Source organism: Ancylomarina sp. 16SWW S1-10-2 (assembly GCF_009669305.1).
In the GTDB taxonomy this organism is placed as follows: Bacteria; Bacteroidota; Bacteroidia; order Bacteroidales; family Marinifilaceae; genus Ancylomarina.
This window is the reverse complement of record NZ_SADB01000012.1, coordinates 1-25,226: the sequence shown is the minus strand read 5'-3', so window position 1 is coordinate 25,226 and position 25,226 is coordinate 1. Positions and strand designations below refer to the sequence as shown.

At 33.8% G+C, this 25,226-nt stretch carries 17 protein-coding genes; 10 read left to right on the top strand and 7 right to left on the bottom strand.

All coding sequences use genetic code 11. The annotated features are described in order from the left end of the window. Nucleotides 1-22: 22 nt before the first annotated feature. The 5 genes from EMN46_RS11490 to EMN46_RS11470 form a co-directional block, all read right to left on the bottom strand. On the bottom strand, nucleotides 23-1,258 hold the full coding sequence (locus EMN46_RS11490; RefSeq protein WP_154200956.1) for a DUF3999 family protein: 1,236 nt from the start codon (nucleotides 1,256-1,258) through the stop codon (nucleotides 23-25). Between the two features lie 45 nt (nucleotides 1,259-1,303). After that, nucleotides 1,304-3,673, bottom strand: a complete 2,370-nt coding sequence (locus tag EMN46_RS11485; RefSeq protein WP_154200955.1) for a DUF2339 domain-containing protein — start codon at nucleotides 3,671-3,673, stop codon at nucleotides 1,304-1,306. Nucleotides 3,674-3,859: 186 nt separating this feature from the next. Further along, the gene (locus EMN46_RS11480) at nucleotides 3,860-4,600 is read right to left on the bottom strand and encodes a shikimate dehydrogenase (protein WP_154200954.1); all 741 of its coding nucleotides are present in this window, start codon (nucleotides 4,598-4,600) and stop codon (nucleotides 3,860-3,862) included. Nucleotides 4,601-4,909: 309 nt separating this feature from the next. Continuing rightward, nucleotides 4,910-5,845: a DUF368 domain-containing protein gene (locus EMN46_RS11475; protein WP_154200953.1), complete on the bottom strand. Its 936-nt coding sequence runs from the start codon at nucleotides 5,843-5,845 to the stop codon at nucleotides 4,910-4,912. A 75-nt stretch (nucleotides 5,846-5,920) separates the two neighbouring features. Beyond that, nucleotides 5,921-7,324 carry a lipopolysaccharide assembly protein LapB gene (locus EMN46_RS11470; protein ID WP_154200952.1) on the bottom strand — a complete coding sequence of 468 codons (1,404 nt, stop codon included), beginning with the start codon at nucleotides 7,322-7,324 and terminating at the stop codon, nucleotides 5,921-5,923. A 723-nt stretch (nucleotides 7,325-8,047) separates the two neighbouring features. Here EMN46_RS11470 and EMN46_RS11465 point away from each other — a divergent pair. The 4 genes from EMN46_RS11465 (at nucleotide 8,048) to EMN46_RS11450 (ending at nucleotide 12,398) form a co-directional block, all read left to right on the top strand. Continuing rightward, nucleotides 8,048-9,196: a hypothetical protein gene (locus EMN46_RS11465; protein ID WP_154200951.1), complete on the top strand. Its 1,149-nt coding sequence runs from the start codon at nucleotides 8,048-8,050 to the stop codon at nucleotides 9,194-9,196. A gap of 198 nt (nucleotides 9,197-9,394) precedes the next feature. Beyond that, the gene (locus EMN46_RS11460) at nucleotides 9,395-10,639 is read left to right on the top strand and encodes a glycine betaine/L-proline ABC transporter ATP-binding protein (protein ID WP_154200950.1); all 1,245 of its coding nucleotides are present in this window, start codon (nucleotides 9,395-9,397) and stop codon (nucleotides 10,637-10,639) included. 1 nt (nucleotide 10,640) lies between these two features. Beyond that, nucleotides 10,641-11,501, top strand: a complete 861-nt coding sequence (locus tag EMN46_RS11455) for a proline/glycine betaine ABC transporter permease (protein WP_154200949.1) — start codon at nucleotides 10,641-10,643, stop codon at nucleotides 11,499-11,501. A 27-nt stretch (nucleotides 11,502-11,528) separates the two neighbouring features. Further along, nucleotides 11,529-12,398 (top strand): glycine betaine ABC transporter substrate-binding protein, encoded by an 870-nt coding sequence (locus EMN46_RS11450; protein ID WP_229130346.1) that lies wholly within the window; start codon nucleotides 11,529-11,531, stop codon nucleotides 12,396-12,398. Nucleotides 12,399-12,576: 178 nt separating this feature from the next. On the opposite strand, the gene EMN46_RS11445 is transcribed toward EMN46_RS11450, so the two are convergent. Both EMN46_RS11445 and EMN46_RS11440 read right to left on the bottom strand, forming a co-directional pair. Beyond that, a complete protein-coding gene (locus EMN46_RS11445) occupies nucleotides 12,577-13,152 on the bottom strand; it encodes a GPR1/FUN34/YaaH family transporter (protein ID WP_154200947.1) in 576 nt (191 codons plus the stop codon). A gap of 844 nt (nucleotides 13,153-13,996) precedes the next feature. Further along, nucleotides 13,997-15,217: a 6-phosphofructokinase gene (locus EMN46_RS11440; protein ID WP_154200946.1), complete on the bottom strand. Its 1,221-nt coding sequence runs from the start codon at nucleotides 15,215-15,217 to the stop codon at nucleotides 13,997-13,999. 272 nt (nucleotides 15,218-15,489) lie between these two features. Between EMN46_RS11440 and EMN46_RS11435 the strand changes: the two genes are divergently transcribed. The 6 genes from EMN46_RS11435 (at nucleotide 15,490) to EMN46_RS11415 (ending at nucleotide 24,842) form a co-directional block, all read left to right on the top strand. Further along, nucleotides 15,490-16,821, top strand: a complete 1,332-nt coding sequence (locus EMN46_RS11435; protein WP_154200945.1) for a TolC family protein — start codon at nucleotides 15,490-15,492, stop codon at nucleotides 16,819-16,821. A 40-nt stretch (nucleotides 16,822-16,861) separates the two neighbouring features. Then, a complete protein-coding gene (locus EMN46_RS11430; RefSeq protein WP_154200944.1) occupies nucleotides 16,862-17,947 on the top strand; it encodes an efflux RND transporter periplasmic adaptor subunit in 1,086 nt (361 codons plus the stop codon). Nucleotides 17,948-17,981: 34 nt separating this feature from the next. Further along, entirely contained in the window at nucleotides 17,982-21,176 is a 3,195-nt protein-coding gene (locus tag EMN46_RS11425; protein WP_154200943.1) for an efflux RND transporter permease subunit, read from the top strand. Nucleotides 21,177-22,331: 1,155 nt separating this feature from the next. Continuing rightward, nucleotides 22,332-22,460, top strand: coding sequence for a hypothetical protein (locus EMN46_RS20230; RefSeq protein ID WP_255447786.1), 129 nt, complete (start codon nucleotides 22,332-22,334; stop codon nucleotides 22,458-22,460). Nucleotides 22,461-22,543: 83 nt separating this feature from the next. Further along, complete coding sequence (locus EMN46_RS11420; protein ID WP_154200942.1) at nucleotides 22,544-23,464, top strand: NAD(P)-dependent oxidoreductase; 921 nt, start codon at nucleotides 22,544-22,546, stop codon at nucleotides 23,462-23,464. Nucleotides 23,465-23,942: 478 nt separating this feature from the next. Then, nucleotides 23,943-24,842 carry a hypothetical protein gene (locus EMN46_RS11415; RefSeq protein WP_154200941.1) on the top strand — a complete coding sequence of 300 codons (900 nt, stop codon included), beginning with the start codon at nucleotides 23,943-23,945 and terminating at the stop codon, nucleotides 24,840-24,842. The last annotated feature ends 384 nt before the right edge of the window (nucleotides 24,843-25,226 follow it).

Here is a 25,226-nt window from a genome sequence, read left to right as displayed (position 1 = left end):
TCGCTAAGCATCTTTATTATTTTTATTGTTTCTCTGTTTTGCCCATCATTTTAAATGTGAACCAAGCTAAAAGAAGTATTACGATACCGATAATTCCCCACAACCACTTTTCATTCATGAATAAGGCTTCTCTACGGTCTTTTGATTTCTTTGTGATTATTCGTTCTGTCCCTAAGTTAAGCTCGCTTATTTTGTTTGGAATTTTACTTTTGAAACGAGTAATGTCGTAATTCGGTTTTTTTGTGCTAGAATTGCCATAAGTAAGGTAATAAGAAGTGTTTTTCTTAAAACGTGCAAGCAGTTGCCAGATGTATCCACTTGCTTCAATACCACTTATATTTAAGGATTCATTATCGTGATTAGAAATGATTACCTGTAGGTGTTGAGCTTTAATACTCTTAAATTTGAATTTATTTTGTTCCAAGGATGTTAATGTTCCCGAAGTGATTGTTCGATAATTTCGTTTCCACCCTTTTTTAGTTTTTACACTATCAATTACATAGCGAATACTGATCGGTCGATAATAGTCGTATGTTGCTTCAATCTTAATTTTCAATTCACTAAGCAGAACAGGAGAAGCTAAATCGATATTAATTTCTGTTGTTTTGTTCTTTTTATTTTGCTGTATTTCAAGTTTGTTGATTTGATATTTTCTTAATTTCCCATTGATTACCTCTTTACAAGATATCTTTGCACTTTGTAATTCAGGTTTTTCGGCATTTTTGATGTGCACCCTGAAATATTGAAATTTACTATTGGGAAAGTTTAGTCGAGCGTGTTGATAATTGGTATACTTATTTTTAATCGATAGAATTCTATAGTCTTCAATTATGGTGTACCAATCCTTCTGGTTTTGGCTTCCCTCTAAAGATACGATCCAATCGAAATTGTCCTGCTTAAAATCCAATTTAATTTGATTGATTTCATTTTTTGATGGCACTTTGAAAGAATAATAATAGCCATTTTTATTGTGTGATTGATTCAATAATTTGAAATTGATATCCTTATTTGTAATACTCTCTTTACTTACCTGAATTAAATAAGGAGCCTCAATTGTATCTTTTTGTGACGAGATGCCAATTATTCTGATATCCGATAAGTCTGAAGAAAGTTTAGCAAAAATGTCATTTGGTAAGTCTAGTTTATGCCATTGATCTGTTACGCCAATAATCTCTCTTTGGTATTTGAAGTCTTTCGTTTGTGCAAAAGTATTGGTACAAACGAAAAGTAGTAGATATATACAGATTCTATTTTTCATGTATTCGAGTTTTGTATGCAAAGAATCTTCCGATGCTATGTTTATTTAGTTGATCTCAATATCAGCTTCTTCGGAAATATTGCTTTTGTATTTATTGTACAAAAATGAAATAACTAAAAGTAAGATGCCAAGGGAAACAAAAACAATGGTTTTAGCAATTGTACTTAAGTGTGAGATATCGTAAAAGAATAGTTTAATCAGCGTAATGGTAAATAATCCAATGGCTGCAATTCGTATATGTTGTTTGTTTTTCCAGATACCAAAAGCAATTAGAAGTAAAGAATAAGAGCCCCAAAGAATACTTAATCCGAGTTTGTAAGATTGAGAAGAACCAGTAATGTCCATCCAGTTAAGCAATTCGCTACTAAGTATCCATAAAATAGATGTAAATAGTAAATATTCAAAACCAAGCTTAAATATTCTCGTATTTAACCTCTGTTTAACTTGTATGTATAATACACCTAAAGAGAATGCAGCAAAAAGGATAGAGATGTAACGTATTACAATATTGTAAACACCATGCTGGAAGAACTCCGATTGTTCGTTGCCCAAATAAGTACCTCTTAATTCGCTTATCGAATAAAGCCCTTTAGTTAAGAATAAAATCACAGATAAGGTGATTAATCCAACACATGCATAATCGAGTTTTATATTTTTAATTTTTTTGATGTTAAAGATAGAAAGCAGAGAAAAGAACAAGAGAGAATAGTTTAAAATCCATATCGCTTGAAAGTTTTTAAGATCAAAGTTTCTAAAGGTACTTTCGTAGTCTTGACCATTGACTTGAACCGAGATGGCAGAATCGGAAAAAAGTTGTTCCCAATAGGTATCAATTTCCATCCTTATCGAAAAGTATAGCGTGAAAATTAAAATAATTGGAACCAAATAGGAAACCAATTTGCTTAGGCGTTTCTTTGATGTGATTTGTGATGGATATTTTGGATTGTAATTAATGTGATTAATAAAACTGAATGAAATAACGAACAGTATAGCTCCTAAAAAATAGACATTAAATACAGGTGTAATTCTAGTTAATGAATCGGAAGCATAATAGGAATAGTACATTTCCGACCAATCTTGCATGATGCTGAAGAAAGCTAAAACCATCATAGGGTAGGATAGTAGCTCGTATATTGAAACTTTTTTGGTTCTCCCAATCCAAAACAGAAGAGCGGATTCACAAACCCAAAGTAAAGTAACCCAATTGCCATCTAACTGAACTGGAATTGTGATGGTAATAAAGATCAATACCAAACCCGATATCAGATAGAAAATATTTTTGTCGGCAAGATTTCGTTTGTATATTAATAGACTTACTATACTGTGCATAATTGCATTGCAAAGTGTGAAAAGTCCAAGATATTCTGCGTAGTTTTCTTTTAAAAGTGCACATCCTAAGCCATAAAAAATAAAAGAATTACTTAGTAATATGGAGCTGTTGACTTTTTGAAATGATTCTTTACGGAACACTTTGTAGGCAAGGAACATGAGGTAAAAGGTGATAAAAAACACGAGAAGAAATGTACTGGCAATACCGAAATATTCATCGTAGGAATAATCTCCCACAAACCAAGAAAAATAAATTAACCAGCTTAAAGAGAAAGCCGAATAGTATAATGATTTCCAGTATTTTTTGAAAGCTAGAAACAGAATTCCAATGTTTATAATAGTCATATAGCTGAAGAGAACGGCGACTTGACCCGAGCCTTCACTCAGAAGAAAGGGAACAGCATAAGCACCAACAAAACCGATATGTGCAATAGTTTGCTTATTGTAATTAATTGCTGTAACCACAGTGAAAATAGTGAACAGCAGCATAAGAATAAAGGCAAATGTTTGAGGAAAGAGCTGATAATAGCTGTATGCAGCAAAGGTGATGAAGTACATAATTGCAATTGCTCCACTTACTAAAACGGCGCTGTAGCTTTCGTATTTTTCCTTTAGTTTTATTCCAAAGCCTAATAAGCCTAAGCCAGCTAAATATCCAAATATAATTCTAGTTAAAGGACTAATTAAATCATTATCAATTGAGTATTTCGCGCCAATGGATACGCCAATAATGGTAATTGCAATTCCGATTTTATTGATGAGATTTTCTCCAATAAATTTTTCTAGATCAGACTTAGATTTTGTCGTATTTTTAGCTTTTGGAGCTGTTGCACTTATTAGACTTGTCGTTTCAAGCTTTTGTTCATCCTTTTTTATTGGAGATATTATATTTTTTAGATCATCAAGAACCGTTTCATTCAAAGATATAGTCCTGCTCTCTTCAATTAGAGGTTTTGCTTCAGCATTCTTTAAACAAATTATTTCATTTCGTAATTTGTTAATTTCATTCGACAGATCTTCTTGTTTATTCCAAAGAGCTTCTTGCCTTTTTAAGAGTTGATTTATTTTGTCCTTATTATTTGACATATAGTTTGTTTATAAGGTATGGTAAATATCTAAAAAAGGAAGCGTTTACTAAAGAAGGTGAATTTATATAAAGTATTTTGATAAACAAAATAGAAAGCAACCTAGACTTTTGTTTGAAAAATGAGTTTGTTTAAAGACTAACGGTTCAGAGAATTGAAATTAGTCTGTAAATTTATATCTGTAGAATTATTTATTCCAAATATCCCAGTTTCTTACAGCTTGTAAATGGAGCATTGGTAAACCGTTTTGCGTTTTGGCTTTTTGTTCGGCTCCTTTTTTCATGAATAGCGTTTCTGCCGGATTGTAAACGACATCGTATAAAAAATGGTCTTCGCTAAGGAGTTGATAGGGTATGTTGGGGCAAGTATCATTCTTTGGAAAGGTGCCAAGAGGTGTGCAGTTTACAATGAGATGATAGTCTGTCATAATTTCGGGCGACAGCATTTCGTAGCTTAATCTATCTTCTGTAGCAGTTCTCGATACAAAACGGTAGGGTATGTCTAATTCTTCTAAGCCAGTTGCTACGGCTTTGGAAACACCACCAGTACCTAGAATTAAAGCTTTTGGTTTTACGCCATTAAGCAATGGAGTTAAGGATTCCATAAAGCCGAAAATGTCAGTATTGTAACCTTTTAAATGGGTTTTTCCATTTTGACGACTAAATTGTATGGAATTAACGGCTCCAATTCGTTTTGCTAGAGGGTCTATTTCATCTAAATAAGCCATAACTTCTTGTTTGTATGGAATAGTGACGCATAAACCGGCAAGCGTAGGATTATCATGAATAACATCAATAATCTTTTCGATACGAGGAATCTCAAAATTCAAAAATTGAGCATCAATCTTATCATTCAGGAACATATCTGTGAAATATTGTTTCGAAAATGAGTGTCTTAGAGGATTACCAAGGATGCCGTAAGTTTTCATGATGATGAGGTTAAAGTCCCGATAGCCATCGGGAAAAGGTTAGAAATGGTTAAAGTTGAAAGTGTAAAGGTAAAAAAGTATAATGTGAAAATATGAAATAGTAAAAAGTGAAACTGTAAAAAAGAGAAAGTGTAAAGTAAAAAGGTTAAAAGTGAAATACAAAAATTAAGCTAGTCTCTTTTTTAGGGGAGATTTAAGAAGAGGGAGTCTTTTGTTATAAAGATGTCTATTCTTTCTTATTTTTCGTGTGTTTTACTCATGTATTGATATTAATACATTAGTGAATCAGCTCATTACCTTATTATCGGTCTATTTTTTTGACTCAGGACTGTACTTATCCATAATTATAATGACTAAGAAACCAAGAATTGCAAGTCCTATGGCAAATATCAGATTAGCATTTTGTCCACTAATGCTTTCAAAGGTATGTGGAAGTATGTTCTCTTGTAAGAGTGGCTTTACTACATCATGACGATCAGTAAAGGTAGAAATGGTTTCTTTCCAAGGCCATACTTTATTTAAGGAGCCAATCATAAATCCAGATAGAAGTGCGATGGTCATATTGTGATATTTCTTTAGTAACCACGAAAGAAAATTTGAAAAGCTTAATAAACCGACTACGGCACCTGCACCAACAACAGCAATTACATCTAGTTTAAATTTACTTAGTGCATCTAATACAAATTCGTATTTTCCTAATAATAAAAGAATAAAAGCACCAGATATACCTGGTAGAATCATAGCACAAATGGCTAAAGCTCCCGAAAGAAATAGAAACCAATAGGCATTGGTTGTTTCAGCAGGAGTGACTACAGTTATCATATATGCAATTCCTATTCCCACAAGCATTGCTATGATACTTCTTAGTTTCCATTCCGTTATTTTTTTAGCAATAACAAGGGCCGAAGCAACAATTAAACCAAAGAAAAATGACCAAATTAATATAGGCTGATGTTCTAATAGGTATTTAATGAGATTAGCAATAGACAAAAAACTGATTGCGATTCCAACAACTATTGATAATAGAAAGTTCCCATTTACGGCTTTCCAAAAGTCTTTCAATTTAAATTTTAAAAGTAGTTTTATCGAATTTAGGTTAACCGATTTAATACTTTCAATAAGTTCTTCGTAGATTCCTGTTATAAATGCGATTGTTCCTCCAGATACGCCAGGAACAACATCTGCTGCTCCCATTCCAATACCTTTTAGGGCTATTAGAATATAGTCTTTAATAGTTCGTGTCATTGTATAAGTGCATATAATAGACCTGCTGTATATCGTGAGTGAATCAAAATACAAGACCTAAAAAAAAAGCTAATTTTATTTATTAGCCTTTATAATCTGTTTGAATTTATTATTGTTTTCTAGCTCAGGAAACTGAATAAAGATATCTTCAATTTTGTTTTCTGGATTTGCCATTGCTTTTCTAAGATAGTGTTCGGCAGCTTTGGTATCGGCAGCTAACATATAGTAAGCAGCTAAATTATTCTGAAGTTGAAGGTTATCTGGACAATGGTCTAAGCTTTCGAGTAAAACATCAATTGCAGCTTCTTCTTTATTGTTTTGGTGATAAAACTCGGCTAAAGTAATAGCATAAGTTGGATCGTAAGGATCTAAATTGATTGCTTCACGAAAATTAAGAACGGCTTTTTGAGCATCGGGCATACGAGAGTATGCAGAACCTAGTGCAAACCAGTAATCTGAATTTGTATCATCTAAATTTTTTGCCTCGCTCAGATATACAATACTTTCATCAATCTTATCTTGATAAAGTAGCATCAAACCCATGCCAAACCAAGGATCTGCAAATTTTTCATCTTCCTTTATCGCATTTTCATAATAGATCATAGCTTGATCGTACTCTTCCAGCTTTTCGAAACATTCTCCTATATATGAGTATGTTGAGGCATGATCATCTTCGAATTCTAAGTATTCAATATAACACTTAATAGCTTCTTCGTATCTATTGCAAATAGCGAGGGCATTAGCCTTATTAAAGTAAGCTTTACTGTGTTTCTCATTTATAGCAATACAGAAATCGTAGGCTTCTATGGAGTTGATACTTTGATCGTTTCTATTATATAGAATACCAAGGTTATACCAAGCATTATCCGAAAAAGGATCAAGTTCTAGGTAAGCTTTGTAAGCATCTATACTTTGATTATCGTGTTGTAATTTTTCGTGACAGTATGCCATTTCGAAAAGAACTTCGGCATCTTCGCTATTAAGTTTGTGAATTGCTTCGAAGTAGGGCAGAGCGAAATCATATAATTCTAGAGACTCAAAAGACAGGGCAATTCGAAACAATAAATCTTCTTTGTCATCGTAGCACAGGTCTAAAGCTATATCGAATTGGATTTTAGCCTTATGGGGTTTCTTTATTATATTGTATATGTTTCCTATAAGGATATAGATCTTTTGATTCGTGTTCTCAATCTTCCTTAGTTTTTTTAGAATAGCAAGCGCTTTAATTTCTTTACCTCTACCAATAAGCATTTGTGCTTGCTTTAATTGAAGGGAAATTGAAGAAGGATGCTGCTCCAAAGCCATTTCTGTAGCTTGATTTGCTTTGGCCAATTTATCGTTTTCAATATAATGGTCGACTAGGGCTTCAAACTCATGTACGTCAAAGTAACATGTCTTGTTTTGCTTGAGCATGGTTTCGAATCTTTTTACCAATTCAAGAACATCATCGTCGAAATAATTCTCAGTATTATCTATCATTTATTTAGTTGAAGTGATAATTCTAGGAGCAAAAATAGTTTTTATTTATAAATTTTCAAGCTTAAGTTATCAACAATACTTGTTTTTAGGTTAATAGCGACTTAAATATTTATATATTAGATCTGTATTTTAATACTAATGATGTCTTTAAGACTACTAATAAGATGATGGTGAATTCTATATTTAATTAACATAGAGGCTCTTTTTTAGCTTATTTCGTTTTACTAAAACTTTATGGATAGAATTTTAACCCATTCTTTATAGCTCATAACCGAAATTAGTCTAAGAAATGTTCCACGGTTTGCATTTTTTGTCTCAAGTTTGAAAAAAGAAGTAAAATAAAAAGTTCTTTTCTATTGAATAGTGAGGACTTAAACATCCATTACCTAACTTTATGTCAGACTATAGTATTTCTGAAGTTTAACAATATTAGTGTTATTTTGATCTGTTTAAAAGCGAAATGTATTTATAAATCAGTCTATTAACTTGTGATGCTGTATTTATTAACTATCTTTGTATGGTATGGGATTAAAACAAGGTGAACTTCACAATAAAAGAAATATCAGAATCTATAGTTTTCAGTTTCTTATTTTCAGAGTACTGTCCGATAGATTTCTTCCTCCATCCAATAATTAAGCATACCTATATATCCGTTAAAACGGATACTTGATTGCATGCATGTCATATTTTGCATGTGTATATATATTCATTTAAATTACACTTATGTTTTATTTAAAAACGTGGCTGGGAATTTGTTTCCTATTGTCTACTATTTCTGTTAATGCGCAGGAGAAACCTTCTGTTGATATTGGCGGAGCATTACGATTCAACTACAACTATTCAAGCTGGAAAGATGCACAAAAAAAACGCGGTGGCGATTTGGGTTTCGATGTGTTTCGACTAAATGCGAAAGCAAAATATAAAGGTTTAAAACTTAATGCTGAATATCGATTCTATTCTGATTCTTATGGCGGAGGCATGTTGAAACAAGGTTGGATTGCGTACGACTTTAATGAAAACGACGAATTACAATTTGGTTTAACTCAGGTGCCTTTTGGTATCACAAAATACAATTCAAACTCATGGTTCTTTAGCTTAAACTACTATGTTGGATTAGAAGATGATCACGACATGGGGCTAAAGTATACGCATCAAGGGGAAAAGTGGGACTACAGTCTAGCCTTCTTCAAAAATGCCGAAGACTTTGGAGGTACGGATGCTTCCGATAGCCGTTATTCTTATGACGTTAGTTCGATTAAGGAAGGTGAGAATATGATTTTGAGAAATAAAGAGGTGAATCAACTTAATGGAGATTTGTCTTATAAAATCAACAATACCAATGCTAAACATCGTATTGGTGTCTCTGCTCAATATGGTGGTTTATACAATATAGATACCGAAGAAACAGGTAATCATTATGCTCTTGCTGCCTATTACGAATTAAAAGCAGGTCAATTCGGAGTAAAAGCTCAAATAGCCAATTACAAATACAGTCCTGAGAATCCAGATGGCGAACGAGATGATGTTGTAGCTATGACTGCTTATGGTGCACCCTATTTGGTTGCTGCCGAAGCTAGCATATATACACTTGGATTAAGTTATTCTATTCCTTTAGAATGGGGACCAGTATCGAGTGTTATTATTTATAACGATTTTGGATATATGGATAAGGCAGAAAGCTCTTTCGAAGATTCAATGATGAATGTAACCGGTGCTATGTTTACTGCAGGTAATATTTACACTTATATCGATATGGCTGCTGGTAAAAATCAACCTTGGTTAGGATCTCAATGGACGGGTGCTTTGGCTGAAGGAACTCCTGATGCCGATTGGGCAATGCGTTTCAATATTAATGTGGGCTATTACTTTTAATCAATAGAATTCTCGAGGCTTGTTTCGGGGGTATAAGGTTGAAAATGAAAATGTTTTATTTTCAAAATGCTTTTTTAAAACGTATTTTTACTATTGGATGAGAGGCTTGCCTCTTAAAATGCTTATTTCACGAAAGTGAGATGTCTTTAAGTACTTCTAGGGTTTGCCTGGAAGTATTTATTAGAAAAATGAGATGTTATGCCGGATAAAAGAAAAATAAAAATTAAGGTTGAGGATTTAACCCTGATTTTTGGAAAACGTAAACAGGAGGCACTTGCCTTACTGGATAAGGGAGTTTCAAAAGAAGAAATTCTAAAGAAAACAAAATGTACTGTTGGGGTAAATAAGGTTAACTTTGAGATTAAGGAAGGAGAGATATTTGTTATCATGGGTTTATCAGGTAGTGGAAAATCTACTTTAATCCGTTGTTTAAATCGACTTAACGAACCTACCGCCGGTAAAGTTTTTTTCGATGAACATGATATTACTCGTGAGTCAAATAAAGAACTATTGGAAACCAGACGTACCGAGATGAGTATGGTATTTCAAAAGTTTGGCCTTTTGCCACACAGAACGATTCTTGAGAATGCTGCTTTTGGATTAGAGATTAGAGGAGAAGAAAAGCAGGAGCGGGAAGAAAAAGCGCTAGAGGCACTCGAAACTGTAGGCTTAAAAGGTTATGAATATCAATTCCCTTCATCCATGTCAGGAGGAATGCAACAGCGTGTCGGTTTGGCACGCGCTTTAGCAAACAATCCTGAAGTTTTGCTTATGGATGAAGCATTTTCTGCACTTGATCCACTTATTAAATCGGATATGCAGGATGAACTATTGGCCATACAAAGCAAGCTGAAAAAAACGATCGTATTTATTACTCACGATTTGGATGAGGCAATGAAAATTGGGGACCGTATTGCTATTATGAAAGATGGTGTTGTGGACCAAATTGGAACTGCTGAAGAAATTCTAACAAACCCTGCAACTGAATATGTTGAAGCATTTGTTAATAAAGTAGATCGAAAAACTATTATTACGGCAGAAACGCTCATGTTTACCAAGAATACGCTGGTTCAAATGCCTAAAGATGGTCCTAAAGGAGCTATCCGAAAAATGCGTACTATTGGAGTTGATGTGCTTCCTGTTGAAGATGAAGATAGAAAATTTCTTGGTTACGTTTGGTTACAAGATCTTTTGGAATTGGAAAAAGAGAAAGCAATTTCTGTTGAGAAAGTTCTGAAGACAAATGTTCCGAGTGTCTATAAATCCTATTCTGTAGAAGATATGTTACCCCTAATTACAGGGATTAAATATCCTTTAGCTGTTATAGAGGAGGACACTGGGAAGTTACTTGGTCTGATATCTCAAGCTTCGTTGATTATTGAAGCTACGCGATTTGGGAAAAAAGAGATAAGTGAATTAAAAGAACAAGCAAACGACATGTAATATGGAAAAATTAATTGATCTTGGTACATATATAGAATCTGGAATTAATAAACTGGAAGAGAATTTTTCGGGCTTGTGGGGTGCTATTGACGACGTTATTACGTGGACCGTTGATGGTATGAATGACATATTGTTGGGAATTCCTTTTTATGTTATTATTGTATTAGTAGCCTTAGCAGCTTATTATGCCAATGCTGGGAAAAATGCCTTTAAAGTAGAAGGATTAAAAAAAGGAAGTGGAATGGCAATATTTGTCATTTTAGGATTATTCTTAATTTTCGCAATGGGATACTGGAAAGAATCTATACAAACAACCACCTTGGTTCTAGTTTCAACCCTTATAGCTCTGCTTTTTAGTATTCCTCTAGGAATTTTGGCTGCTAGAAGCAAAACTGCTGATGTAATTATTCGGCCTATGCTTGATTTAATGCAAACCATGCCAGCTTTTGTTTACCTTATTCCAGCAATTTTCTTTTTCAGTGTTGGAAATACGCCGGGTGTAGTGGCTACAGTGATTTTCTCGCTTCCACCAGCTGTGCGTTTAACCAGTTTAGGAATTAAAAATGTTCCCTCGGATGTGATTGAAGCAGGACGTGCTTTTGGTGCAACCGAAAAACAAATCTTATTTAAAATACAGTTGCCTTTGGCAAAACCGACTATTCTTGCTGGTATTAATCAGGTGATACTATTGGCGTTATCAATGGTGGTTATCGCCTCAATGGTAGGCGCTAAAGGACTTGGAAGTATTGTTTACCAGGGAATTCAGCAAAACGACGTTGCAAAAGGTTTTGAATCGGGATTAGGCATTGTCATTTTGGCTATTATCTTGGACAGAGTCACACAAGCTATTGCAAAAAAATAATTATAATAACCTATAAATAGAATTATGATGAAATTAAGAAATTTAGGAATTTTACTTGTTGCTGCTTTATTAACTGTCTCAGTTAGTTCATGCAAAAACAGTGGAAAGAAAAAAGAAAGAAGTAAAGATAAGAAGGAAGTTAGCATCTTTTATCCCAATTGGAGTGAAGGTATTGCTTTTACTTATTTGTCTAAAGCTGCTCTTGAAGCACATGGTTTTAAAGTAGATTTGACCAATTTAGCGCCGGGTATGATCTATGGCGAATTGTCAAAAAAGGATTCAAAAGGGGATGTTTTTCTTGATGCATGGTTGCCAAATACACATAAAGATTATTGGGCTAGTTATGGTGATGACTTAGTAAAATTAGGTGAATCGTTTAGCGAGGGGACTACTGGTTTAGTTGTTCCTGCGTATGTTACGATTAACTCTATAGAAGAATTAAATGCCAATAAAGATAAATTTGATGGCGAAATCATTGGTATTGGTGCTGGTGCAGGTATTCATGCCAACACGCTTAAAGCAATAGACGAATACAAACTAGATTTTGAGCAAATTACATCGAGTGGACCAGCAATGGTAGCTAGTCTTGAGAAAGCAATCAAAAAACAAGAATGGGTTGTTGTTACGGGTTGGAAACCTCATTTTAAATGGACCAAAAACGACTTGAAATATTTAGAAGATCCTAAAGGAATTTACCCACAGGATGCTTGTACAATTATTTCACGAAAAGGATTTGCACAAGACAAACCTGAAGCGGCTACTTTTTTCAAAAACTTTAAGCTTGAAGAAGCACAGTTGTATGAATTAATGACAGCTATTAAAGACAATGGAGAAGAAGCAGGAGCTACTAAATGGTATAAAGCTAATAAAGTATTGGTTGATTCTTGGATGAAATAATCTAGAAACTGAAGCTTTAAATTAATATATAAAAAGAGCCACATTGATAAAATGTGGCTCTTTTTGTATCTCAGAAATAAGATATTTAAAAAGCCCTCATCAAATGAATGATGAGGGCTTAACTGAACTCACACAGGTGGAAGCCCAGTGTGAGAAAGATCTTATATCAGTCCTTTATTTATAAAGGAAGAATTTGACGACCATATACCGTTTCAAAAAGTTGTGCCATTGCAATATAAACCGCAATAGAGCCACAAATAACACCTTCGATACCTGCAATAGTATGAATCATGTGATTACCTGTGAAGTTGGCAATTGCTAATAAAGCAAATAATATAACAACTGTAGCAAATAGAATGGCTAATGCTCTACCTAATTTTAGAGTTGCTACAAAGAACCCCAATGAAAGAATACCCCAAACAGATAAGAAATACCCCATTGCTATAGGTGTTGGAGCTGTTCCTAAGCCCATTTTTGGAAGAATCAATAGAAATACTAATGTCAACCAAAAAATACCGTAAGATGTAAAAGCCATGGTGCCAAAGATGTTATTCTTTTTCCACTCCATACTTCCTACAATAACTTGAGTAATACCACCAAAAAAGATTCCCATTGCAAGAATCATCGTATCTAAGCCAAATAAACCAGCATTATGAAGGTTTAATAGGATTGTGGTTAATCCAAATCCGCAAAGTCCTAATGGTCCTGGATTCGCTGTAGTATCCTTTTGAATAATTAATTGTGTGTTTTCCATTTTTATTTTTTGTGTGAAAAGCAGCCGCAAAAGTATTCTTTTTATCAGATATAGCATCCTTAAAAGTAAGTTATTACAATTTGTAAATTTGTATCTAGTTATAAAAGTAACTACGTGCATGTTTGTGGGGCTTTGTGTGTCTTGAATTACATTAGTAATCAGTAGTATGTGGTGTTTGTACTATTGTGTATAGAGTTGATATAAATAGCGATGAGTTTTCTTAATATGATTTATTGAAGGGATTTGAACGCGAAATTATTGAACGCTTTTTATTATTAATAAAGCCGAAATGCAAACAAAAAGCCCTTACCAAATAAATGATAAGGGCTTAGCTTAACTCACACAGGTGGAAGCCAGGTGTGAGAAAGATCTTTATATCTAATTCTTAATTAAAAGAATGATTTGATCAGATGTTGATTTGAAATAAATTAGAATGTCTTTATTTTTTCAAAGCGTTGGCAAAAGTAGAGTTTTTATCAGATAAAACAAGCGATTGAGGCTATTTTATTTAAAATAATATTTAGATTTTAATTGTGTTTTGATAAGTTTTGTGGTTAGTTGTTAGCAGTCAGACAACTATGAGCCAATGGGAGTTTTAAATAAATGGATTACGCCTAGTAGTTAGTTTTATTTTACAATTTATCAAGATATTATTGGCTTCTTGGTGCTGATAGCTTCTTCTACCAACATATTGTTGCATCAATAGTCTTTTACGAAATTTGTTAACGTATTATTTTGGTGTTTCTTTCATTAATAAGTTTTGGATGAGTTGAAAATAGCAGATAAAAGAAAACCCAAATCAATGATGTGATTTGGGCTTTAAGTAATTATAAAAAGTACTATTTTATTCCCAGTTCAAGATCTTTTTGAATAAATAGTTTTCTGCATCTGGTAAGTATGTTTTAGCCGCTTCCAAATCTTCTTCACATAAATAATGTAAGTTGTTGTTCATTACTGATTGAACTTTCTCACTATTAATATCAACCAAACGAGGTTTAACTTTACCATTCTCATCTTCTACATCTTTAAGAAACAGAGGGGCAGAATCTCCTTTAGGATCAACAGTTACCATACATTTCGATTGTCCAGCTTTAAATAGCTTGTAAACACCATTTCCTAACATAGTACATAAATCTAAATCGTAAGCAACGGGGGGACAACAACGTAATCCAAAACCTAATTCTACTGGACGAGTACCAATATTTAGATTGTACGATTTAATTTTACGTTGAATAAACATATTAAATACGTGCGATTTACTTACGTTAAACAACTCTGGGTGACCATGGTTATCGTATGTGAAGTTGATACCTGTACTTTCAATTTCTTTGGTATCCATAAAGTGGAAAACACCTTCACTTATAATAGCAGCACCATAGTTTAATCCTAGAATACGGCGTTTTATTATTGATGAAATAACCAAGTTGGCAATTTTATCAGCAGAGATATCAGTCTTGTTAAACATTTCAGGAATAATAATCATTGGGAAATGAGTAGAAACACCAATCTCAAAAGCTAAGTGACCTGCTTCACGTCCCATTGCAGCTAATACAAACCAGTTTTGCGATGTACGAGCATCTTCATAAACTGTTGTCGCAATACGCACACCTTCATTTTTGGCAGAATGAAATCCAAAAGTAGGAGAGCCCACAGGTAATGGAAGATCATTGTCAATAGTTTTAGGTACGTGAATATTTGAAATTGAAATTTGATTATCTTCTAAATATTTAGAAATACGATTTGCTGTAGATGCTGTATCATCTCCTCCAATGGTGACTAATAGCTTCACATTGTTCTTAACAAAGAAATTCGTGTTGAAATCGGTGTCTTTAGGTTTAAAACGACTCATTTTAAGAGAAGATCCACCTTTACTGAAAATACCGTCAAGAAATGGAAAATCTAAATCTTGAGTTTCAGGATTTTCAGAAAAAAGGCCTTTGTATCCTTCATGCATACCAATTACGCGATATCCATTCTTAAGAAATATTTTTCCTACACTACTTATTACGGTGTTAATTCCTGGAGCTGGTCCACCGCCACACAATATTACTACTGAATCTTTCATGGTTTTTAGTTGTATTTTAATTCTAGCCTTTAGTTTAAGTCTAAGGACAAGATTTTATTGCTTTTTTAATAATTAAGTGGCAAAGATAAACCTATCGTATTTAATACAAAATATAATTTGCTCATATCAAGCTAAAACCTTAATTTTCTTTAATATAAGAATTGATGTGGTTAATCTATAAGCTAATAGAAAATTTAGATATATAGATAGTTGTATGTGTGCCGATTTTTATATAGTTTTGATGCGTTAAAGAATTCAAAATCATAAAATATATGCGAAATATAACTTGTCGATTGATTATCTTTTTAGTGCTTTTTAGCCCTCTTTTTGCTGTTGCACAGTCAAATGGTGTTAATATCAGTCTTAAGGAAGCTTTATTAAAAGCCGAAGAAAACAATAAGGAGATAAAAAAGTCTAAATCTCGAGTTGAAATTGCGAAGGCAAATTATCAACAATCTAATTCCTTATTTTTACCTGGAATTAACCTATCTCATACCGCTGTTAGAACAAACGACCCCTTAGCAAGTTTTGGTTTTAAGTTGAAACAAGAAGTCGTAACGTCTGGTGATTTTAATCCTGTTTTATTAAATGATCCAGGTTCTATGTCGAATTTTCAAACTCAGATAAAGGTAGAACAACCTCTTTTGAATTTTGATGGTATTTATGAACGTAAAGCTGCAAAGTTAGGTTTCGATGCAGTAAGCCTTCAATCGGAGAGAATGGCTGAGTATGTCAAGTTTGAGGTGAAAAAAGCCTATAAACAATTGCAGTTAGCACAAGAAGCTGTGAATGTTTTTGAAAAGGTTAAAGCCGGTACTGATGCAAACCTGAAACAAAGTTTGGACTTTTTTGAGGAAGATTTAATTAAGGAGGCTGATGTTTTAGCTGCTAAGGTTCGTGCTTTAGAAGTTCAGAATAATTTGAACCAATCGATAAATCAAAGACAAGGTGCTTCTGATTATTTGGCTTTTTTAATAGGAATGGAATCAAGTGATGTTTTATCAGCTACTGATGTTTTTCAAGAACCACTTATGAGTTCAAATCTTAATGATGAAAAGAACAATGAAGATAGATCTGATATTTTAGCCTATAAAAAAGGTGTTTCAGCAAAGGAGCAGATGTTAAAATCGGCACGGAATAAATTTTTGCCACGCATTAATGCCTTTGGTGCTTATGAATGGAACGATAAAGATTTTTTAGGTACAAGTGCTAATAATTATATGATTGGTGCTTCATTATCGTGGGATCTATTTAAAGGATACAAAAATATAGCTAGTGTTAAAAAAGCTAAGGCGGAACTACAACTTCAAAAATTTGATTTTGATGATTATCTAGAGCAGAATAATTTGAAGATAAAAGATGCTAAACGTTCACTCATTTTGAGTATTCAAAAAATTGAAACGGGCCGATTGGCAAAAGAGCAATCGGAAGAAGCTTTAAGAATTCGTACAAACCGTTTTAAACAAGGTCTTGAGAAAATGACTGATCTTATTCAATCAGAAACACTTTATGCTAGTAAAAACTTAGAATATTTGAATGCAATAAATACATTTTATACAGCTAAGTATTATTTGGAATTTCTTCTTGAAAAAGAATTAAAATAAAATCAAAAAAAATAGATAACCACCATTCAATAGATATACTATGAACACAAAATATTATTTAAGCATTTTTGTTGCAATCGGATTATTAGCTTCATGCAGTAGCGAACCGGTAAAGAAAAAAACAGAAAGCTTCGACTTGACGGTTGATGTTGCACAGGTAGAAAACATAAAGGAAGCAGAATTATTGAGTTTTACAGGAAAACTTGAAGCTGCATCTTATTCGAAACTAAGTACCCGAATTATGGGACAAGTTGAGAATATACATGTAAAACTTGGAGAGACTGTTCGTAAAGGTCAGCTTTTATTACAAATTAGTAATAAGGATATTCTAGCAAAGAAAAAACAAGCAGAAGCTAACCTTAAGCTTTCAGAAACCTTAATGGCTGATGCTGAAAAGAATTTGGAGCGATATCAAAATTTATTTGACAAAAAATCAGCGTCAAAGAAAGAATTGGAAGATATGCAGATTCAGAAGAAAGTTGCTGATGCGAAACTTGAAGCTGCTAAAGGTATGTTGGTAGAAGTTGAAGAATCATTGAAATATGCGAATGTAAGCGCACCGTATAGTGGTCGTGTGACTAAGCAGTTCGTTAAAGTTGGAGATTTAGCATCTCCGGGAATGCCTTTACTTTCAATCGAGAAAAAAGGAAACTATCAAGTGCTTGCTCGTGTTCCCGAATCGGAAATATCGCAAATTAAGCTTAACGATTACGTAGAAGTTGAATTGACAGCACAGAATAAACGTCGTTTACGAGGTAGAGTATCAGAAATTAACCCTTCAGCAATTGATTCGGGAAATCAGTTCGAAATTAAGGTTCAACTTGATGCGCTTAAGGATTCAAACTTGAAACTTTATACAGGCATGTTTGCGAAGGTCTATATTCAAATGGGAGAGACGAATCGAATTGTGATTCCTAAGTCAGTTTTAGTCGAAAGAGGACAGCTTATTGGTGTTTATACGCTAAGTCAGAGCAATACGGCTTTGTTACGTTGGATTCGTGTCGGAAAAACTTATGGTAATTCAATTGAAGTGCTTTCAGGCTTAAGTTCAGGCGAAAAGTATATTGCATCGTACAAAGGTAAAATTTGGGATGGTGCTAAGCTTAAGGTGAATAATGTAAAGTAAACATGAAGTATTCAAGATTAATCTTCTAAAACATATGAAAACAGGATTTGCTGGCGGAATAGCCAAACTCTTTATAAATTCGAAACTAACTCCTTTATTAATGGTCGCGTTTTTGATCATTGGAGCTTATAGTTCGTACCTAACTCCTCGAGAAGAGGAGCCTCAAATTAGTGTACCAATTGCTGATATATTTTTAGCCTATCCAGGTGCCAGTCCAGCTGAGGTTGAATCAAGAATTGTGAAGCCACTAGAGAAAGTGGTTGCTAATATACCAGGCGTAGAATATGTGTATTCAACATCTATGTCGGAACAAGCCATGTTAATTGTACAATTTTATGTGGGAGAGGATGTGGAACGTTCTCTTGTTAAAATGTACAACGAGATTATGAAACATATGGACGAGATGCCCAAAGGTATTTCATTTCCACTGATTAAAACACGTGCAATTGACGACGTTCCCGTTTTGGGAATAACCCTTTGGAGCGAAAAATATGACGATTTTCAACTCCGACGAATGGCTCAGGAATTGAATAACGAAGTTAAAAAAGTGAGCGAAGTGTCTTCTACCGCAATTAGAGGTGGACGTTCGCGACAGCTTCAGGTCATTTTGAACAGAGAATTGATGGCTAACTACCATGTTGATGCTTTAAGTGTTGCACAGCAAATTAAAGCTGCTAATCAACAAATGGGTTCTGGTTCTTTCAATAATAAGGATAATCAGTTCTTGGTTAAGACAGGTTGTTTTATAGAAAATGCCGAAGAGCTTTCCAATCTTGTTGTTGGTATAAACAATGGTAGCCCTGTTTATTTAAAACAATTTGCTGAGGTGGTTGACGGACCAGAAATTCCTTCTCAGTATGTGAGTTTTGGGTATGGAGAAGAGAACGATAAGCACGCTGCTTTTAAAGGCGAGTATCAGGCCGTAACACTTTCAGTAGCGAAACGGAGTGGTGCTGATGCAATGAAAATATCGGAGCAGATTCTAAATAAATTGGAATTATTGAAGAAAGATTTAATTCCTTCGGACGTTCATGTGGAGGTGACTCGAAATTATGGTGCAACTGCATCCGATAAGGTGTCAGAGCTTTTATTACACCTTTTGGGTGCGATTATAGCTGTAACTTTTGTCGTAATGCTAGCAATGGGCTGGCGTGGAGGATTGGTTGTATTCCTTTCGGTACCTATCACCTTTGCGCTTACCATGTTTAGTTACTATTATCTAGGCTATACTTTAAATCGAATTACACTATTTGCACTGGTCTTTGTAACGGGAATTGTGGTAGATGACTCCATTATTATTGCTGAGAATATGCACCGGCATTTCAAAATGAAGAAGATGTCCTTTATGGATGCGGCTCTTTTTTCTATCGATGAGGTAGGGAATCCAACCATTTTGGCGACTTTTACCGTAATTGCTGCCGTGTTGCCTATGGTATTTGTATCAGGTTTAATGGGACCATATATGAGTCCTATGCCTATTGGTGCTTCCATTGCCATGATATTTTCCTTATTGGTTGCTTTAACCATTACGCCTTATTTAGCCTATCGATTGTTGAAAGGTGGAGAAGATAAAAACAAAGATATTGAGAGTCAGTTTAAGCTTGAAGATGGTTTTATATACAAGATTTATAACAGAACCATGCGCCCTATGTTGGAGTCTCCAAAATTGAGATGGACATTCATTCTTTCGGTAACGGTTCTTTTATTGGCTTCTACAACTTTGGTTTATTTCAAAATGGTAGCCGTTAAAATGTTGCCTTTCGATAATAAAAACGAGTTCCAAGTGATTATCGATATGCCAGAGGGAACAACCCTTGAGCGTACAGCCGTGGTTACAAAAGAGCTAGCAGCTTATATTTCTCAGCAAGATAATGTGATGGATTATCAATGTTATGTAGGAACAGCTGCACCAATGAATTTTAACGGTTTGGTTCGTCATTACGATTTACGTAGAGGTTCTAATATGGCCGATATTCAGGTTAATTTGACGCATAAGGACGATCGAAAAGAACAATCGCATGATATTGCTAAAGGGATGCGTCCAGGTTTGCAAGCCATTGGTGAAAAATTTCATGCCAATGTTAAGGTTGTTGAAGTACCACCAGGACCGCCAGTTATGTCGACTTTAGTGGCTGAGGTTTATGGTCCAGATGAGAAAGAGCAAATCGATATTGCATCTCAATTGAAGACGCTATTCAGTAAAACACCAGATGTGGTTGATGTGGATTGGATGATTGAAGATGATCAGAAAGAATATCAGTTTGATGTGAACAAAGAGAAAGCGATGCTTGCAGGTGTTAGTACACAGCAGGTTGTTCAAACTATCGCCATGACACTTAATGGTCAAGATGTTTCTCAATTATATCAAGAAAATGAGCACAACCAAATTGGGATCAATCTTCGCCTAAAAGAGGAGGAGAGATCAAGTATTAATGATCTTAAAAAAGTGAATATTCTAACTCAAAATGGTGAAATGTTAGCCATTGGCGATATTGTTGATATTCGTGAAGTGACTAAAGAAAAGAGTATCTATCGCAAAAACCAGAAACGTGTGGTTTATGTAACGGCTGATGTGGCTGGTAAGCTCGAAAGTCCTGTTTATGGTATAATGGGAATCTCTGAGAATCTTGGAGAAATTAAAGTACCAGAAGGTTTTTCTTTAACTGAAGAATACACGCAACAACCCTCTATGGAGGATGATTATAGTCTGAAGTGGGATGGTGAGTGGCAAATTACTTACGAGGTTTTTCGCGATTTAGGAACAGCCTTTGCAGTGGTGCTACTTGTTATTTATATGCTGATTATTGGTTGGTTCCAGAACTTTAAAGTTCCATTTGTGATGATGGTATCTATTCCCTTATCTCTAATTGGTATTTTAGTTGGTCACTGGTTAATGGGTGCTTTCTTTACAGCAACATCCATGATTGGATTGATTGCCCTGGCGGGTATTATGGTTAGGAATGCCATACTGCTCATCGACTTTATCAACCTCCGATTGGCAGAAGGTAGTCCGCTTAAGGAAGCCATCATTGAGGCCGGAGCAGTAAGAACTACGCCAATCTTATTAACAGCTGGAACGGTTGTAATTGGAGCCGTTGTTATCTTGTTCGATCCTATTTTCCAAGGATTAGCCATTTCATTAATGGGTGGAACTATTGCATCAACATTCTTAACGCTACTAATCGTTCCTTTGATCTATTATATCACAGAGAAAAAGAACTATAAATAAGACAAATAATAATGATCTAAAATCCCCAAGCCACAATCAGGTTTGGGGATTTTTTTGCGATATAGCTTAGACACAGATCTTAATGATTCAAACAAGATTGATTTCCAAACGTAAAGATCATAATGAGATCATCTTTAATCAGCGTCAGGATTTTTTGTTTTGCAATATAGATTAGACGCAGATTTTAATGATCTAAATAAGATTGATGTTCAATTGTGAAAATCATAATGAGATCATCTTTAATCAGCGCCAAGATTTTTTGTTTTGCAATATAGATTAGACGCAGATCTTAATGATTGAAATAAGATTGATGTCCCAACGTAAAAATCATAATGAGATCATCTTTAATCAGCGTCAGGATTTATTTGTTTTGCGATGAGGATTAGACGCAGATCTTAATGATCCAAATAAGATTAATGTTTAAACGTTAAGATCATAATGAGATCATCTTTAATCAGCGTCAAGATTTTTTTGTTTTACGATTAGGATTAGACGCAGATCTTAATGATTCAAATATGATTAATGTCGAAACGTAAAGATCATATTGAAATCATCATTAATCAGCGTCAATTATTTTTTGTTTTACGATTAGTATTAGACGTAGATCTTAATGATCTAAATAAGATTGATGTCCCAAAGTTAAAATCATAATGAAATCATCTTTAATCAGCGTCAATTTTTTTTTGTTTTACGATGAGGATTAGACGCAGATCTTAATGATTCAAATAAGATTGATTTTGAAACGTAAAAATCATAATGAGATCATCTTTAATCAGCATCAGGATTTTTTGTTTTGCAATATAGATTAGACGCAGATCTTAATGATTCAAATATGATTAATGTCGAAACGTAAAGATCATAATGAGATCATCTTTAATCAGCGTCAGGTTATTTTGTTTTACGAAGAGGATTAGACGCAGATCTTAATGATCTAAATAAGATTGATTTCCAAACGTAAAGATCATAATGAGATCATCATTAATCAGCGTCAATTTTTTTTTTTTTACGAAGAGGATTAGACGCAGATTTAAATGATCCAAATAATATTGATGTCCAAGCGTAAAAATCATAATGAGATCATCTTTAATCAGCGTCAAGATTTTTTTGTTTTTCGATGAGGATTAGACGCAGATCTTAATGATTCAAATATGATTAATGTCGAAACGTAAAGATCATATTGAAATCATCATTAATCAGCGTCAATTATTTTTTGTTTTACGATTAGGATTAGACGCAGATCTTAATGATCTAAATAAGATTGATGTCCCAAAGTTAAAATCATAATGAAATCATCTTTAATCAGCGTCAAAATTTTAGCAAGATCGACACAATTATATTAATTTGCGCTCATAAACAAACGACAAAGAATGGGAAATATTAAGTTCAAACAGATTGTTATAATCGATTATACAGGCTTACAGCAATTTGCTCTAGAAAAGCTTCAAAGCCTATCAGAAAAAAGCATAATAGCCTATAATGATATACCGAAAGACGATGCTGAGATTATAAATCGTATTCAACATGCAGATTGTGTCTTTGTATCGTGGAATACACGAATTAATGCTTCTGTCTTGAGTCACTGTCATCAGCTAAAATATATTGGCATGTGTTGTAGTCTAATCGATTTCGACTCAGCCAATGTCGATGTTTCTTATGCTATAGAAAAAGGAATTACCGTAAAAGGGGTTAGAGACTATGGCGACGAAGGTGTTGGTGAATTTATAATAGCAGAACTCATTCAGTTGCTTAAGGGTTTAGGTGAGCATCAGTGGCGAGAAGACCCCGTTGAGCTGACCAATAAAAAGATAGGCATAATTGGTATGGGTACAACAGGGCGTTTAACCGCTCATCGTTTACAAGCATTTGGAGCGAAAACGTATTACTACAGTCGCAATAGAAAACCCGATGCCGAGAACGAAGGTATCGAATACCTACCATTAAACGATTTGTTAGAGCATTGCGATATTATCTCTTTTCACCTGCCACGAGGAACTAAAGTTCTAAATGCCGAGCATTTTAAAACCTTTGGTAATAATAAAATACTAATTAATACCTCACTCGGATTGTGTTTCGAGAAAGAGGATTTTAAGAACTGGATTGAAACATCTGGAAATTATGCTATTTTCGATGTGGTTGCTTTTGGTGAGCATAAAGCAGAATTGAGTCAATACAGCAACTTATTATATTCCAATGCGACTTCGGGTTGGACCAAGGAGGCTAAGGAACGTTTATCATATAAAGTCCTCGAAAATTTAAGCGAATACGCAAAGAACGAGGCTCAGGAATAGCTTTGTCTAAGCATTTAAAATTAAATCCAAACCCCACCAAACCAACAAAATATCACAGGTCAGGGTCTGACTATCGGGAAGCTGTAAGTGTCAGGCTCTGACTATTAAGAAGCTGCATATGTCATTCAGAAAGTTATCGGAATTTGACTAAGTTTATTCGAATCTATTGAGAACCTTACAAAAAAGTGCATCCGTTAAGTAAGCACTGGTCAGGTCCCGAATCCTTTCGGGATGACTAAGTTTATTTGAACCTATTGAGAGCCTCACAAAAAAAGTGAGACCCTCAAAGCAACACGGGTCAGGTCCCGATTGTTATCTCATAAGTTTAAAGGCATTGTTCAACTATGTTTTATTTGGCAGTATCTCTATCATAAAAGTGAATCTAAGGAAATCTTAATCCTCTTTTTTTGTTAACTTAGACAAACGTAATGATAAAACACTTTTACGTTGTGTGGCATTACTCTAATAAAATATTTATATGAAATCATGCTTGCTTTTGAATATTCAATTCTCTTTTGGTGAGAATTATTATGATGCAGATCCTTCATCTCTTTGGGTTAGTTTATTAATAACACTCATAGGCGCTGCGTTTGGTGCTTGGTTTGGTTTTAAGTTCTATATTAAACAAGAACAAACATTAAGAGAGAAACGATTAGAATCTGAAAATCGATACTTTGTAAAGAATTTAGAAGACGCTTTAGAAAATATAAAGCAACAACAGAAACAATATATTGAATCATTTGAAAAACAAAAAAATGATCTATATCACTACTCAAAACCTGCAAGATTATGTTTTAAGAATCTTACTTATCTCTCTAAACTAAATACACATCATTTATTAGAATCATTTAGTAAGAAAAAGAATTTTGACAGTAATCTCTTTTTCGATTTTTTTAAAAGTATCGACTATGTTGAAGACATTTTAAAATCAGTTGAAATATCAGATTTTGATAATCAACATCAATATTTTAATAATATTGATTCTATTGAGGCTAATAGAATTGATTTAATAACTTCACTTAAACAAAGAGGAACATATCTCAATAATAATAACTTGACGACATCGAAAGAATTCATTTTTATTCATAAATTAATCGAAATAGACAATAGAATCAACGAAAAATTCACATTATCTAGTGGTCATGATTTTAAAAGCATAAAAGAAGTTCTTATTCGAAAAATTAAAAACAATACAACAGCTGATTTTACATCGTCTACATTATGGAAAGATATTGACATAAAGAGTCAAATAATTTCTCGTTATATAGGGAAAATCAAGGCGAATAATAAGGTGGCAAATGATATGCTAAACAATAACATTATTAAAATTACAGAAGAACTTAATTTTATAGAAGCAGTAAAGAGTAATGTCTTATAAAAGGAATAATAAAACGCCACACAATAAAACCTAAATTTCATGGTGCTGATGAGGCCGTGTGATAGTTTAGTTCAATGTCTTATAAATTATTATTTTAGTGGAGTTCGTGAATTTTAAAATCTTATATTTATTTTACTTATGGCTTGATGGTTAGCACAACGGAGATGATTGTGAATAAACTATAGAACATTGCAAATTTGTAATTGATAACTGAATATATGGATAGTAAAATAGAAACCTGAATTCAAGTTGCAAATGCAACTTTTTGATTATTTACAACATAATTATATTTTTCATTTGGAGTCAAGTAATTTAGACGCTTTCTAGGCCTATTATTTAGTTTATCTTGAACCCATTGTACTTTTTCATTTGTTATTCCATCAA